General features: G+C 30.4%; 17 protein-coding genes. 15 read left to right on the top strand and 2 right to left on the bottom strand.

What is annotated here, in order from left to right:
* Positions 1-133 precede the first annotated feature (133 nt).
* Genes glf through galU form a run of 7 tightly spaced genes read left to right on the top strand, consistent with a single transcriptional unit; the run spans position 134 to position 8,024 of the window.
* Positions 134-1,282, top strand: a complete 1,149-nt coding sequence (gene glf, locus ATZ99_RS03745; RefSeq protein WP_068747906.1) for a UDP-galactopyranose mutase — start codon at positions 134-136, stop codon at positions 1,280-1,282.
* A gap of 21 nt (positions 1,283-1,303) precedes the next feature.
* A complete protein-coding gene (locus tag ATZ99_RS03740) occupies positions 1,304-2,500 on the top strand; it encodes an O-antigen ligase family protein (protein ID WP_068747905.1) in 1,197 nt (398 codons plus the stop codon).
* A 44-nt stretch (positions 2,501-2,544) separates the two neighbouring features.
* Positions 2,545-3,531 carry a glycosyltransferase gene (locus tag ATZ99_RS03735; protein WP_068747904.1) on the top strand — a complete coding sequence of 329 codons (987 nt, stop codon included), beginning with the start codon at positions 2,545-2,547 and terminating at the stop codon, positions 3,529-3,531.
* A gap of 43 nt (positions 3,532-3,574) precedes the next feature.
* Positions 3,575-4,471 (top strand): glycosyltransferase family 2 protein, encoded by an 897-nt coding sequence (locus tag ATZ99_RS03730; RefSeq protein ID WP_068747903.1) that lies wholly within the window; start codon positions 3,575-3,577, stop codon positions 4,469-4,471.
* Between the two features lie 38 nt (positions 4,472-4,509).
* Positions 4,510-5,628 carry a glycosyltransferase family 4 protein gene (locus ATZ99_RS03725; protein ID WP_068747902.1) on the top strand — a complete coding sequence of 373 codons (1,119 nt, stop codon included), beginning with the start codon at positions 4,510-4,512 and terminating at the stop codon, positions 5,626-5,628.
* 18 nt (positions 5,629-5,646) lie between these two features.
* Positions 5,647-7,161: a murein biosynthesis integral membrane protein MurJ gene (gene murJ, locus ATZ99_RS03720; protein ID WP_083947328.1), complete on the top strand. Its 1,515-nt coding sequence runs from the start codon at positions 5,647-5,649 to the stop codon at positions 7,159-7,161.
* A complete protein-coding gene (gene galU, locus ATZ99_RS03715) occupies positions 7,158-8,024 on the top strand; it encodes a UTP--glucose-1-phosphate uridylyltransferase GalU (RefSeq protein ID WP_068747901.1) in 867 nt (288 codons plus the stop codon). Before murJ ends, galU begins: the two co-directional genes overlap by 4 nt.
* A gap of 17 nt (positions 8,025-8,041) precedes the next feature.
* Here galU and ATZ99_RS03710 read toward each other — a convergent pair whose 3' ends face one another.
* Both ATZ99_RS03710 and ATZ99_RS03705 read right to left on the bottom strand, forming a co-directional pair.
* Positions 8,042-8,455, bottom strand: coding sequence for a putative toxin-antitoxin system toxin component, PIN family (locus tag ATZ99_RS03710; RefSeq protein ID WP_068747900.1), 414 nt, complete (start codon positions 8,453-8,455; stop codon positions 8,042-8,044).
* Entirely contained in the window at positions 8,439-8,672 is a 234-nt protein-coding gene (locus ATZ99_RS03705) for a type II toxin-antitoxin system Phd/YefM family antitoxin (RefSeq protein ID WP_068747899.1), read from the bottom strand. Before ATZ99_RS03705 ends, ATZ99_RS03710 begins: the two co-directional genes overlap by 17 nt.
* A 489-nt stretch (positions 8,673-9,161) precedes the next feature.
* On the opposite strand from ATZ99_RS03705, the gene ATZ99_RS03700 reads away from it, so the two are divergent.
* The 8 genes from ATZ99_RS03700 to ATZ99_RS12190 all read left to right on the top strand — a co-directional run bounded on the left by ATZ99_RS03700 (position 9,162) and on the right by ATZ99_RS12190 (position 15,199).
* Positions 9,162-10,616: an ATP-binding protein gene (locus ATZ99_RS03700; RefSeq protein ID WP_068747898.1), complete on the top strand. Its 1,455-nt coding sequence runs from the start codon at positions 9,162-9,164 to the stop codon at positions 10,614-10,616.
* Positions 10,617-10,845: 229 nt separating this feature from the next.
* Complete coding sequence (locus tag ATZ99_RS03695) at positions 10,846-11,148, top strand: hypothetical protein (protein ID WP_068747897.1); 303 nt, start codon at positions 10,846-10,848, stop codon at positions 11,146-11,148.
* A 67-nt stretch (positions 11,149-11,215) separates the two neighbouring features.
* Complete coding sequence (locus ATZ99_RS03690) at positions 11,216-11,746, top strand: nitrilase-related carbon-nitrogen hydrolase (protein WP_068747896.1); 531 nt, start codon at positions 11,216-11,218, stop codon at positions 11,744-11,746.
* Between the two features lie 17 nt (positions 11,747-11,763).
* Entirely contained in the window at positions 11,764-12,546 is a 783-nt protein-coding gene (locus ATZ99_RS03685) for a mandelate racemase/muconate lactonizing enzyme family protein (RefSeq protein ID WP_068747895.1), read from the top strand.
* Between the two features lie 4 nt (positions 12,547-12,550).
* Positions 12,551-13,720 (top strand): M20 metallopeptidase family protein, encoded by a 1,170-nt coding sequence (locus tag ATZ99_RS03680; RefSeq protein ID WP_068747894.1) that lies wholly within the window; start codon positions 12,551-12,553, stop codon positions 13,718-13,720.
* 191 nt (positions 13,721-13,911) lie between these two features.
* The gene (locus tag ATZ99_RS11795) at positions 13,912-14,079 is read left to right on the top strand and encodes a hypothetical protein (protein WP_157074700.1); all 168 of its coding nucleotides are present in this window, start codon (positions 13,912-13,914) and stop codon (positions 14,077-14,079) included.
* Positions 14,080-14,153: 74 nt separating this feature from the next.
* The gene (locus ATZ99_RS03675) at positions 14,154-14,396 is read left to right on the top strand and encodes a hypothetical protein (RefSeq protein ID WP_068747893.1); all 243 of its coding nucleotides are present in this window, start codon (positions 14,154-14,156) and stop codon (positions 14,394-14,396) included.
* An 8-nt stretch (positions 14,397-14,404) separates the two neighbouring features.
* Positions 14,405-15,199 carry a sigma 54-interacting transcriptional regulator gene (locus ATZ99_RS12190; RefSeq protein ID WP_342669106.1) on the top strand — a complete coding sequence of 265 codons (795 nt, stop codon included), beginning with the start codon at positions 14,405-14,407 and terminating at the stop codon, positions 15,197-15,199.
* Positions 15,200-15,241 lie beyond the last annotated feature (42 nt).

Genomic DNA, 15,241 nt, shown 5'->3' with positions numbered 1-15,241 from the left:
GTAGATTTAATAATAAAATTGTTTTTTCGAATAAATTTTTTATTAAATAATTAAAGAGAATTTTTTCAAATTGGGATATTCAATGCTTCAAGATTTTTTAAAATAAATTTACTTTTTACAAGGAGGGTAAAAATTGTTTAACTATATAATAATAGGATCAGGTTTTGCAGGTTCTGTTATAGCAGAAAGAATAGCAAATGTCTTAAATCAAAATGTATTAATAATAGAAAAACGAAACCACATTGGTGGGAATTGTTATGATTACAAAGATGAAAATAACATAATTATTCATAAATACGGTCCTCATTTATTCCATACTGATTACAAAGAAGTATTTAATTATTTATCAAACTTTACTGATTGGCAACTTTTTCAACATAAAGTGTTAGCTTTTATTGATGGTAAAAAAGTTCCAATACCTTTTAATCTTAGTTCTCTTTATGAGGTTTTTCCAAAAACTTTAGCTGAAAAATTGGAGATTAAATTGCTTGGTAGATATAACTATAATTCTAAAGTTCCTATTTTAGACCTTTTAAAAGAAGAAGACCAGGATTTAAGATTTTTAGCAAATTACATATATGAAAAGGTATTTAAAAACTATACAGCAAAGCAATGGGAATTAAAACCAGAAGAATTAGATCCTCAAGTAACTGCAAGAGTTCCCATTTGTATAAGTAGAGATAATAGATATTTTACTGATAAATACCAAGCAGTGCCTAAAGAAGGATATACGAAGATATTTGAAAGAATGCTAAATCACCCTAATATAAAAATTATGCTAAATACAGATTTTAAAGAAGTGTTGAGTATAGACTTTGAGACCAAAAAGATTTATTTTATAGGAATAGAGTTTAAAGGAAAGCTAATTTTTACTGGAATGATAGATGAATTATTTAACTTTAGATATGGATACCTACCTTATAGAAGCTTAGATTTAAAATTTGAAACCGTTGATAAAGAATACTACCAGGAAGCACCAGTAGTAAACTATCCAAATGATTACGATTTCACAAGAATCACAGAATTTAAACACATACACCCAACAAAATCAGAAAAAACAATAATATTAAAAGAATACCCTAAAGCCTATCAGCCAAATAGAGATATACCATACTATCCAGTATTTACAAAAGAAAATCAAGAACTTTATAACAGATACAAAGAAGAAGCAGAGAAATTTAATAAATTAATAATCATCGGTAGGCTTGCGGAGTATAGATACTATGATATGGATGATATAATAAAAAGAGCTTTAGATTTTTTTGATTATATGATAAAGTAAATTTTAATTTGGGTGATTTAATTGAATATAATAAGTGAATTTTATCTAAAAAAGTTAATATTATTAAATACATTTTCTTTGGCTTTTGTTTTTTTTGAACCCTCATTATTTGAATATACTTTCTTGATTATATTTTTGTTACTAATATTTGATAAATATAATTTCTATAAATTTTATGAAATGGTTAAGAAAAATAAAAATTTTATTATATTCATTTTATTATATAATTTAAATTTTTTATTGAACTTAAGAAATTCAGATTTTAGATTTTTATTAATAACTAATTTTATGTTTTTAGTGTATATTATTTATACATATTTTTCTAATTATTTAAATTGCAAAAAGGCAATATTAGAATATTTTAATATAAGCGCTTTATGCAATGCTTTTTTAGCATTATTAATTTATGTATTATTAATGTTTTCTTATATAAATAATAATTCTTTGTTAACATTTGGTGGTAGAATAAAATTGTTTTTTAAAGATCCTAACGTTTTTGCATCATATATGTTAATTAGTTTTTTTCTATGTATAGAAAAAAGTTTAAAATACAAACTAAAAAAGTATTTTTATTTTACAATAATTATTTTTATAACAATTTTTATTACATTTAGCAGAGCTACCTTTTTATCTCTAATTTTTGGATTAATAATGGTATTTTTTAATTCTCATTATAAAAATAAAAAAGATATAATTAAATATTATTTAATATTTTTCATCATTATTATATTCATATCAATAGCTACTAATTGGGGCAATAATTATATTTTAAAATGTAATGTAGGGAGATTAATTCCTTTTTTAAAGCCTAATGAAAATAATACTTTATTACAAACATATGATAGTTATGGAAGATTTTATTCTTGGAGAGCGGGGTTAATATTATTAAAAAATAATTATCTATTAGGATATGGGCCAGGAAGTTATGAAAAACTTTCTGTAGATATACAAAAAAAAATTAACACAAAAATTATTACTCCTTCTGCTCATAATACTTTTTTAAGAATATTGGTAGAAAATGGTTTGATATTATTTTTAGTATTTTTATTTTTAATCTATATTCATATAAAAAATAGTTATTACAGAGGAGAAATAAATTATATTATTATTATTTCTCTTCTTATAAATATGTTATTTATCGATGGCCTCCATTTTCGTCATTTTTGGATTTTGTTGGCTCTGACAGAAAAGAATTATAGTAAAGATATTAAATTTTAAAAATGTATATTTAATATACATAATATTTTAGGATGGAGGATTTTATGGGGAAAATAGGAATTGTAGTTGTAACTTATAATAGAAAAGAATTATTAGTAAAATTTTTAGAATCAATTAATAAGCAATCATATAAACCAAATTTGGTTATTATAGTGGATAATAATTCAACTGATGGGACTAAAGATCTTTTAATAGAAAAGGGGTTCTTAAAAAATTATAAAGAAAATGGTTATAAATACTATGATGAATTAATAGAAACAAATAATGATGTTGAATATGAATTTTTTAAAGTAAAATATATTAAATTAAAATGTAACCTTGGGGGTTCATATGGATTTTATTTGGGAATAAAAATAGCTATTTGCGAAGGTATTGATTATATATGGGTATTTGATGATGATTGTGAATTAGAAAAAAATGCATTAAATGAAATCGTTAAATATATTAAAAGTAATGATAATAAAAAATATATTTATAGTAGTATTGCTGTAGATAAAAAGAACAATAATTTAATATGTTGGCCTACTATTTCAAAAAACAGAAAAAAAGTAATAACAACTGTTGAAGAGTGGTTTGAAGAATTTGGGGAATATCCTTATTCAATATTTATTGGAGGTTGTTTCCCTAAAGAAGCCATTTTAGAATGTGGTCTACCAGTTAATGATTATTTTATATATTGCGATGATACTGAATATTACTTAAGAATGAATAAAAAAGGATGGAAATTTATTGGTGTAAAAGAAAGTATAGTCTTTCATCCTATTGGGAAGTTAAAATATAAAAAATTATTAAATAAATATATTATTATCCCCGAAGCTCCTCCTTGGAAGTTTTATTATTCTATAAGGAATAGTATATTGAATAGAAAAATTTACTGGAAATATAGTTTTTTATCTATAATTATTTTTATAATGAAAAATATCTTTTTCAGGCCAAATAATAATAAGGCTTATTGGAAAGCTTTGTTATTTGGTATAAGGGATGGACTATTTAATATAAAAGGTAAACAACATCAAAATTATTCATTATAAATAAATATTACTAATGTAAAACAAAGGTTTAGGGTGAAAAGAGATGAAAAATTATAATCGTGAGCCTCTTGTAACTATTGGTATTCCATTTTATAATCCAGGTTATTTTATCATAGATGCTATAAGATCTGTTTTTGCTCAAACTTATAACAATTGGGAACTTTTTCTTATTGATGATGGATCTACTGATGGTATAATTGACATTATATCAAAAATTAAAGACCCCCGTGTACATATTTTAAGTGATGGTAAAAATAAAGGACTTATAGAGAGACTTAATCAAATTATTCAAATTAGCTCAGGGGAATATATTGCAAGAATGGATGCAGATGATATTATGCATCCAGAGCGTATAGCTAAACAAGTTGCTTTTTTAGAAAGCAACCCTAATATAGATGTAATAGATACCGGGGCTATAATATTAAATAAACAAGGATTACCTATTGGTGTAAAAGGACTTGAAGAGGAACCTTTTAGTATTGTAAAAATATTCAAATGGGGAACTTTTTTACATGCCTCTATAATGGGAAAAAGAGATTGGTTTCGAAATAATTTATATGATATTAACTATCATAGGGCTGAAGATAGAGAATTATTTATAAGGACTCTTACATTTTCAAATTTTGCGCATATTCCAGAACCTTTATATTTTTATAGATTTGAAGGTAATGTTCGTTTAAAAGCTTATCTGCAAAGTTATAAATCAGAACGGAAAGTATTATTAAAATATGGACCAAAAATGATTGGGTTAAATTACACTATATATTTATATGCAAGATCATTACTAAAGTCTTTTGTTCTAGTATTTCTGAGTTTATTGAATAAAGAAAATTTAATTAATAAAAATAAGTATCAACCTTTATGTGAAATTATACATAATAATATAAAAGAAATTTTAGAGAAAATACATAATACTGAAATTCCAGGAATAAATGAGTAATAATTATTTTTATAAATCATTATAAAAATGGTGATTTCATGAATAAAATCTTATTCATAGCTACCGTAGAAAATCATATAGTGAGTTTTCATATCCCCTTTATTAAATATTTTCAGAAAAAGGGTTATGAGGTTCATGTGGCTACTAAATTAGGGCAGAGGCACGAAGAATTAAAAGGAGCAGGGGTTATATTACATAATGTGAATTTTGAGCGTTCGCCTTATTCTCTAAGCAATATAAAGGCTCTTACTCAATTAAAAACGATAATGAGAAAAAATAAATTTTCTTTGGTGCATGTACATACTCCTGTAGGTGCATTTTTGGGAAGACTGGCAGCTAAAATTACGAATACTAAGCCTGTTCTTTATACGGCTCATGGTTTTCATTTTTATAAAGGTGCTCCTTTTAAAAATTGGATGATTTATTATAACATGGAGAAAATAGCAGCCTATTGGACGGATGGAATTATTACAATGAATGATGAAGATTATGAAATTGCTCAAAAATTACATATAAAAAATAAAGAAAATGTTTTTAAAGTTCATGGTGTAGGGGTAGAACTGGACAAATATTATAAAGATGAAACGGTAAGATTTGAAACAAGGAAAAAGCTTGGATTGAATAAAGATGACATTTGCATTTTAACCGTGGCAGAATTAATAAAAAATAAAAATCATAAACAATTAATTGATGCGATGAAAATAATAAATAAAAATAATGTTTTTGTTTTTTTTGCTGGAAATGGGGAGTATGAAAAAGTATTAAAAAAATATGCGAGTGAAAATAACTTAGATTATAAAATTAAATTTTTAGGATATAGAAAGGATATTCCGGAATTGCTTTCTGCTTCGGATATTTTTTGTTTGATGTCTTATAGAGAAGGACTCCCTAGATGCATTATGGAAGCCATGGCTGCAGGAAAGCCTGTAGTTGCTACAAATGTAAGAGGCAATAGAGATTTAGTAAAAAATGGCATAAATGGGTTTCTTGTCCCGGTTAATGATGTGAATTCCACTGCTGAAGCTATAAATAAGTTAATTTCCGATGAAAATTTAAGAAAAAAAATGGGAGTAGAGGGAAGAAAAATTATTCAGGATTATTCGATTGAAAATGTATTAAAGGAAATGGATAAAATTTATACAAAATTTATAGATTAACCTTCGAGGTGTCAACCATTGCAAAAAACCGCCTTTATATTAATGATTATATCAATACTATCCAAATTTCTTGGTTTTGCAAGGGAAACGGTGCTGTCGTATTTTTACGGGGCGTCGAATATAAGCGATGCTTATTTGATATCCCTTACCATCCCTGCGGTGGTTTTTTCTTTTTTGGGCGGTGCCCTTGGAACGAGCTATATTCCTTTAATGGGAAGTATTATTAAGGAAAAAGGGGAAAGGGAGTCCTTAAGGTTTACGAATAACATTGTAAATTTTGTTATATTAATCGCTACGGTTTTGGTATTATTTGTTTTATCCTTTACCGAGCTGGTTGTAAGGCTTTTTGCTTCGGGTTTCAAAGATGAAACTTTTAAGATGGCGGTAGCTTTTACAAGGATAGCAGTATTCGGGGTTTATTTTACCGGGCTTACGTATATTTTTAGCAGTTTTTTGCAGATTAAAGGAAATTTTGTAATCCCTGCCCTTGTGGGATTTCCTTACAGTATATTAGTTATTTTATCCATTTTTTTGAGTAAAAAATTAAATTATCTATATATTTTATCCTTCGGAAGCGTCCTTGCCATTGCATCTCAATTTATATTGGTATTTATTTTTTCATTGAAAAAGGGGTTTTTTTATAGATTTTTTTTGGATTTTAAGGATGAATATTTAAAAAAGATAATAAACCTTGCCTTACCGGTGATGCTTGGTACATCGGTAGGCCAGTTAAATGTGTTAATAGACAGGACCATTGCATCGGGAATAGTGGTGGGTGGTATTTCGGCTTTGAATTATGCCAACAGGTTAAACGGCTTTATACAGGATATTTTTGCAAATTCCATTTCTACTGTAATGTACCATTTGATTACGAAGATGGCGGCATTGGAGGATGTAAAGGGGTTTAAGAGGGTTATAGGGGAGAATATAAATTTGATAAATGTTTTCCTGGTACCTGCCACCGTCGGGCTTTTTATTTTTTCCGTTCCCATAACAAAGCTTGTTTACGGCAGGGGAGCCTTTGATGGAAGGGCATTGGTTTTAACCTCCGGGGCATTGCTTTTTTACTCTTTGGGGATGACCGGGGTTGGTGCAGGGACCATTCTTTCCAGGGCTTTTTATTCCCTGCAGGATACGAGAACCCCGATGATAAATTCGGTACATGCGGTGATTTTGAATATAATATTAAATATTACCCTTTCTAAGTTTATGGGGATAAGCGGTATAGCCCTTGCTACGAGTATTTCTAATCTTTTTTGCACCGGGCTTTTGTTTTTAAGTTTGAAAAAGAAGATAGGTCCTTACGGAATGAAGGATATGGTATATACTTTTTTAAAGGTGGTTTTTGCTTCCTTAGTTATGGGGGTAATTGCAAGGTTATTTTATATAAAATTTTACGTTATGCTGGGCGGGGTTTTTTCGCTTTTATCTGCCATTTTTGTCGGGGCGGCTGTGTATTTTATAATTATCCTTTTCATGAGGATAAAAGAGATAGATTTTATCTTATCAAAGGTGAGGGGGTATTTTAGGTGAAGATAAAAAAAGCGGTTATTCCTGCTGCGGGGCTTGGGACCAGGTTTTTGCCTGCAACCAAGGCTCAGCCAAAGGAAATGCTTCCAATTATAGACAAGCCCACGATACAGTATATTGTGGAGGAAGCGGTAAATTCGGGGATTGAAGAGATATTGATAATAACAGGGAGAAATAAAAGGGCAATTGAGGACCACTTTGACAAAAATGTGGAGCTTGAGCTGGAATTAAAGAAAAAGGGAAACGGCGAGCTTTTAAAACTCGTTGAGGATATATCAAACCTTGCGGATATCCACTACATAAGGCAAAAGGAGCCGAGGGGGCTCGGGCATGCGATTTACTGCGCAAAGGCTTTTGTAGGGAATGAACCCTTTGCGGTGCTTTTAGGAGATGATGTGATAGATTCAGATGTGCCGGTATTAAAGCAGATGATAAAGGTATATGAAAAGTATAACTGCAGCATTATAGGGGTGCAGGAGGTAAAAAGGGAAGATGTGTCAAAATACGGGATAATAGATGCAAAGCCCATAGATGAAAGGATTTATAAAGTAGAAAATTTGGTGGAAAAGCCTCCAGTAGAGGAGGCGCCTTCGAATCTGGCGATACTCGGGAGGTATATAATTACCCCGAAGATATTTGAGATCCTTGAAAATACCAAGCCCGGCAGGGGCGGGGAGATACAGCTCACCGATGCCCTAAAGGGGCTTTTGGACTATGAGGTTATTTACGCTTACAATTTTGAAGGCAAAAGATACGATGTGGGGGATAAGATGGGATACCTTGCGGCAACGGTAGAGTTTGCGCTAAAAAGAGAGGATTTAAACGGGGAATTCAGGAATTATTTAATTAATTTGCTTGAAAAGTAAAAGCCCGCTTACGCGGGCTATTTTTCATATAGTTTTAAAAACTCATCGGGAGTTATTGCTTTATTAGTTAGTTTTAAAAATCTTTCATCTCTTGTTACTATATAATCGGCTTTTATTTTTTTTGCACACTGTAACTGAAGCGCATCTTCAAGGTCGTTGAACTCTGAAAATCTAAGCGCTTTTTCTATGTCTTTTTTTGCGATGCTTACCGGCTTTGCAATTTCCATTAAGGTGTTTATTGCTTCTATACAAATTTCATGAGAGAGTTCTTTTCTTAAAAAGTAATAAATATCGGTAATGGCAAAAGAGGCTATGAAAGCCTCTATTTTTTCTTCTTCGGATAATTTAAAAATTTTATAGGCTGCCTCATCGAAAGGCTTTCTTTTTAACAGAAGGTCGAGGACTAAATTTGTGTCAATCATTATTTTCATATTTTTTTATCCTTTCATTTCGGATCTGCTTTATAGTGAGATCTTTATCTTTGAAATTTTTTAGGAGTCCATATAAAAAATCGGTTTTATTTTTTTGATTTATTGGGATGAGTTTGGCTATTTCTTTGCCATTTTTGGTGATTATAATAGGTTCTTTTTCGACAAGCTTCAAATACTTACCTGCTCGCATTTTAAATTCAGATGAGGTTACTCTCATCAATCACACCTCCAATTTTGACTAATATTATTATATGCAAATTGACTGTTTTTATCAATAATATAATAACCATTACATATAGTCTGATTTATACTATTTTATTTTCGTTAAAATTGATTATAATTAACGTGATTTACGGTAATTAGTTAGAAAGATATATCTTTGCTTTAATTCATCAAATATAATAAATATTGCTACTATGAGTGTAGATAAAACTTAAAAAAAGCAAAGAAATACCATAAAATAAGTTATTGACATTCGTGTTGGACTTAATGCCCCTGCTTTTACTTGGAGTAGGTGCATCTTTTGCTAAACCTCTTTCACATAAATAGTTAAAAATTTTTATAAGCTGCAACATTAAAGGCTACATTTTAGCAAATATATAAAATATATTTTATAAAATAAGTAAAAAAATGATAAGTATATTTTATATTTTTATTGTAAAAATTATAAATACGGTTATAATATATATATAGGAGGTGCATAATATTGGCTATTGTAACTCCTGATAACATACTTAAATTGCTTTACTCATATAACCCGTGGTGGCGAAATGGAAAGATACCCGGAGATTTTGTAAAGCCTGTAAAAAGGATAGCATATTATGAAGCTATGAAGATGTTTGTACATCCCGAATTAAGGCGGTTTGTAATTCTTTCGGGGGCGAGGCGCGTAGGGAAGACTACGATACTTTATCAAATTATAGAAACATTATTGAAAAAAGGGATCGAACCAAGAAAAATAATATATATTTCCTTTGATCATCCGCTTTTAAAGTTTTGTAGTTTAGACGATATAATTGAAATTTATGAAACAAATATATCATCATCTGAAGATGCTTATCTATTTTTTGACGAGATTCAATATGCTCCAGACTGGGGGAATTGGTTAAAGGTATATTATGACACAAAACCTAATTGGAGAGTTGTTGCGACAGGTTCTGCAAGCCCTGTATTGGTTCAAGGTGCCAGTGAAAGCGGTGTAGGAAGGTGGACCGTCCTTCATGTTCCCACGCTTTCTTTTTATGAGTATTGTGAACTTTTAAATATTGAGAGTAAGCTTACCGAGATTGTAAATGACATATTAGAATTAAATAGGCTAAGCAAGTATGAGATAAATAATATTATGAATGCTGTTTCTCCGCTGCAAAGGTATTTCAATCGTTATTTAATTGTTGGAGGATTCCCTGAATTAGCTTTGTCCAAAGATGATTTTTTTGCTCAAAGGATTTTGAGGGAGGATGTAGTTGATAAAGTTTTGAAGCGGGATATACCATCCTTATTTAATATTCGCAATGCTTCGGTATTGGAAAAGGTATTTTTATATCTTTGCTTTAATTCATCAAATATAATAAATATATCTACTATGAGCAAGGAGCTTGACAATATACCTTCAGCAACTTTATCTAATTATATAGAGTATTTAGAAAGAGCGAATCTTATATATATTAGTTATCCGGTTAGCCTTGACGGAAAGCAAATATTAAAAGCAAAACCAAAAATTTATATTGCTGACGCTGCGATAAGAAGCGCAGTTTTAATGCTTGATAATGTGCTGTTTGAACCGGAAGAGATGGGAATAATGGTTGAAACCACGGTTTATAAGCACTTAGTTTCTTATTATAACCGAGTAAGGGCGAAGATTGGATATTATAGAAAGACAGGGGGCACTCAAAAGGAAGTGGATGCCGTTGTCGAGCTTCCCCAGGGGAAGGTTCTTTTTGAGGTGAAATATAGAGAAAATCCCGTGATTAAGGAAAGCGATGCGATTATAGAAATGTCTAAGAATAGTAGTGAAGCAGTCGGATCATTTATAATTACCAAAAAGGCGGAAGATTACGGAAAGTTACCTGTAGACGCTAAAGTCCCAGTTATGCGCATACCTGCTTTTGCATTTTTATATATTTTGGGTTATTTGGAAAAAATAAAGTTTGCGTGTAATTAGTTTTGTAGTTTCTCCTAAAGGAGCGTATCCAATATGGGCATTAATGCTAAATGCGATGCGAACTGCACATAAGAAAATGTTTAAATGTTTTCTTAAAAAGAGGCTATTAAGCCTCTTTTTTTCTTTTGATGATTTCAAAATTTTATAGGTTATATATCGAAAGATTTAAGGCATATTTAAACTGTTGAAAAAAAAACCTTTAATAGATGTTGGTGGACCGAAACTGTTTATGATTATAAGCACTTTAGTCGGTGTGTTTGGAGTAACGGGTGCAGCGGTAGCTCAGGAAAAAGTTATTCATGAACTATTTTTACCGATTGTAAATCAGCTTAATTTCCCCATGCATCTATGGGCTTTGGTACTTTTGGTCGGGTCTCAAATTACATTTTTCGCATATCCTACCGGTGATATGGTCGGACAGATGGGACTTGCTAGGTCTAAAGATTTAAAGAGCATGATGAAAAATGGTATTTTAATAACCATATTTACAGTACTTTATGTTGTAATAAGAGCTTTCTTATATAAGTTTTAATTTAACTCTATAGCCCTGCCGAGAATATCGTGCAGGGCTATATAACCTAAAAATAGGAGGGTTATTCATGTTTAAGTTGGGAATTCTGCAGTTTGCTATCGAATATAAAAATCCGGAAGCTAATAGAGAAAAAGTAAAGGAATTAATATCAAAAGCAAGTAAGTTTAACCCTGATATATTGGTTTTACCTGAAACGTGGACTACAGGTTATTCGGAAGAGGTTTTTGATAATATAATGGATTATGCGGAAAAGGAAGATGGCCCTTCAGTTACATTGCTAAAGAATTTGGCAAAGGAAAGCGGAGTATATATAGTTGGAGGTTCGCTGCCGGAATTTGATGGGGAAAATACGTATAACACAATATTTTTCATAGATAAAAAAGGTGAAATTATAGGCAAATACAGGAAAATGCATCTTTATAGTGCGATGAGAGAGGATAAAGGTTTTAAAAACGGAAGTGAAATGCCGGTATTTTCAACCGAGTTTGGGAAAATAGCGTTGATGACGTGCTATGATATAAGGTTCCCTGAATTAAGCAGGACATATGCAGTTAGAGGAGCACAGATCATTATAACCGCCAGAATATTTTCGATATAGAAAAGATACACGAAATTATGGATCAAGCCATATACGGTAATTATGCCGCCAAAGCCTGTGTTTATGAATTGTTGGGAGGAAAGGTTAGAGATGATATTGAACTAACCTGGGTAGTAGGAATAAAAGAAGATTTAAAAGATGCCGTAAAAGAAGCGGAATATTATGTTAATATGGGTTATAAGGTTATAAAATTAAAAGTGGGCAATTCACCCGAGAAAGATTATCAATTGGTTGAAACTATAAGAAATTATTTTGGAGATAGAATTAAAATAAGGCTTGATGCAAATCAAGGATACGATTATCCAACCTCTCTAAAACTTTTTCAAGAATTAGAGAAATTTAATATAGAAAGCATAGAACAGCCTGTTAAAAGATGGGATATAGAAGGATTAAGGAAATTTAGAGAAAAATTAAAGACTCCGATAATGGCAGATGAGGCAGTATCCAATTTCCATGATGTGTATAATGTTGTTTCAAATAATGCTGCGGATATAGTAAATATAAAAGTTGGTAAAGTAGGTGGGCTTTTGCCTGCAAAAAAAATCAGCAATGTGATAGAATCTGCTGAATTAAGGGCAACTGCCGGGAGCAATTTGGAGTTAGGAATTGGTATAGCTGCAAGCATACATTTTGTTGCAAGTTCAAAGGTTTTATCCTATCCTCATGATTTATATATTGGCATAGATTTACATGAAAATGATATAATTAAGAGAGGATTTAATTTTGTAGATGGCAAAGTAAAATGCCCTGAACTTCCCGGATTAGGAGTGGAAGTGGATACAGAGATTTTTAGGAGTTGAAAAAATGATTAAATGTAAAATCATAGAAGATAATTTAAACAAGATATTACCTAATATAATAAATCTTAGAAAAGAAATTCATCAAAACCCGGAATTAGGATACCAGGAATATAAAACCACAGGATTAATTGTAGAATTTCTTAAAAATCTTGGAATTACAGTTGAAACTAAGTATTCAGAAACAGGTGCTGTAGGGTTGTTAAAAGTACCGGGGGCAGTTAAAACATTAGCAATTAGAGCAGATATCGATGCTTTACCTATTCAAGAAGAAACAGGAGCACAGTTTGCTTCAAAAAATGACGGAGTTATGCATGCCTGCGGACATGATGTACATAGTGCTGTAGTGATGGGTGTTGCAAACTTATTATCAAATTTAAAGGATTATTTAAAATTAAATATAAAATTCATTTTTCAACCTGCTGAAGAATGTAGCCCTGAGGGTGGAGCTAAATTAATGATTGAAAATGGGGTTTTAGACGATGTTGATGCTATTTTAGGGTTGCATGTATGGCCTGACTTACCTGTTGGTACAATAGGGACAATACTAGGAAATGCAATGGCGGCTTCAGATAGAATAAAAATATTGATTGAGGGAAAATCTTCTCATGCTGCCGAACCCCAAAATGGTATAGATTCTCTTTTTATTGCAGGACAGGTAATTAATTTAATAAGTTCTTTCAGGGCTAAATATATAGATCCTTATGAAAATGTGATTATGACTATTGGATCAATTCAATCTGAAGGTAGATATAATATTGTATGCCCCAAAATATTTATGGATGGGACTATAAGAACATTAAGTGAAAATACAAGAGTTTATATTAAAGAAAAATTACCAGTAGTAATAACTAATTTAGTAAAAAGTTTTGATGGAAATTGTAAGGTAGATATAATTAAAGGTTATGACGTATTAAAAAATGATCCAGTAATGACAGAAAAATTTGTAGAAACTTCGAAGGAAATATTAGGGATTAATAATGTTTTGACTGATATTAGACCTACTATGATTTCAGAGGATTTTTCATTTTATGCAAAAAGGATTCCTGCAGTATACTTTTTCCTTGGATGTGAAAGTAAAATACCCTTACACTCAAGCCGATTTTTACCAAATGAAAAATGTATACCTGTGGGGATAAAGGCTATATCTAACTTCGTTTTAAATGGGAATATATAAATACGATTTGACTTAATTATTTTGAGTAAATAGTTGCCTGGGGATAATATGCCCTGGGTATTTTTTATATATATTAACTTGCTGATACAATATATGTGTATATATATGTTCTAAAAAATAAGCATTATAGAAAAAATAAACCAATATTGTAAAATAGAAAATAATAATTATGGAAATAGGTGGTGTTTAATATGTTAACAAAACCCCCGGTAAAAGAAACAATAAAACACGTTGCAAAATCAATAGCTGCTGTTTTGGATGTGGAAATTTTAGTTGTGGACAAAAATTTTAATATTGTAGGAGGTACTGCCGAACATCAAGGTAGTTATAGAATATACAATAATCAGGTTTATCAATAGTTTTTAAAACATGCCAACCGATAGTTATAGAAAATCCGGGTTATCATGAGTTATGTAGGAAATGCAATTTATTTATGAAATGTTCAGAAACTGCTGAGATTGATTATCCTATTGTACTAAAAAATGAAGCTATAGGCATAATAAGCATTGTAGGTCTTACGATAAAACATAAAGAAATGATGCTCTCACGCAAAAATGATTATTTAGCATTTTTAAAAGGTATGAGCGAGTTAATATCAAGTAAAGTTTTAGAGGTGTTAGCATCTGAAGAAATGAATATGATTGCTCAAAAACTTTCACATATTAGAATTCAGTAAATGAGGGCATTATAGCGGTAGATAAAGAAGGGAATGTCACTCATATAAATAAAACAGCAGAAAAAATTTTAAAAATATCCAAGGATAAAATAATAGATAAGAATATTAATTTAGTTATTCCATCGGAACCAATTGTGGAAATTATAAAAGATAATATTGTTTATAAGGACCGGGAATTTCATATACAAACTGTTGATGGGAATATGATTCATTGTTATATATCTATAAATCCCATCGTAGAAAGTGAAAAGGATAATATTTTAGGAGCAATTGTAAGTGTAAAAGACGGACGTGATATGAGAAAATTTATCAGCAATATAATTGGAAGTTATGATAAAGAAGTAAGATTTTCGGATATTATTGGTGAAAGTAAGGTAATGGTTAATGTAAAACAACAGGCGATTAGAGCGGCAGAAAGTTTTTCCACGGTTTTGATATATGGCGAAAGTGGAACGGGGAAAGAACTTTTTGCTAGAGCGATTCACTCTGAAAGCCCAATGAGAAAAGGACCTTTTATTGCGATAAATTGTGCAGCAATTCCCGAGACACTTTTAGAAAGTGAATTATTTGGTTATGAAGGAGGAGCATTTTCTGGAGCAAAAAAAGAAGGCAAACCTGGCAAATTTGAATTAGCAGATGGAGGTACAATTTTTTTAGATGAAATAGGTGATATGTCGTTATATTTGCAAGCAAAACTTCTTAGAGTATTGCAGGATAAAAGCCCGCTTTTAAAGCGAATTTTTAGTTTTGAAAATTTTTTTATGGAAAGGAGGAATTTTAAAATATTTACAGAATATATATAGTAAAAAAATTACTATCAAATATAAAAGAAAGGAGAAAATTTA

Origin of the sequence: Thermovenabulum gondwanense, assembly GCF_001601575.1 — a bacterium.
Classification (GTDB): domain Bacteria; phylum Bacillota; class Thermosediminibacteria; order Thermosediminibacterales; family Thermosediminibacteraceae; genus Thermovenabulum; species Thermovenabulum gondwanense.
Note: the sequence above shows the minus strand (reverse complement) of the source record. Positions and strands in the feature narration are given on the sequence as shown.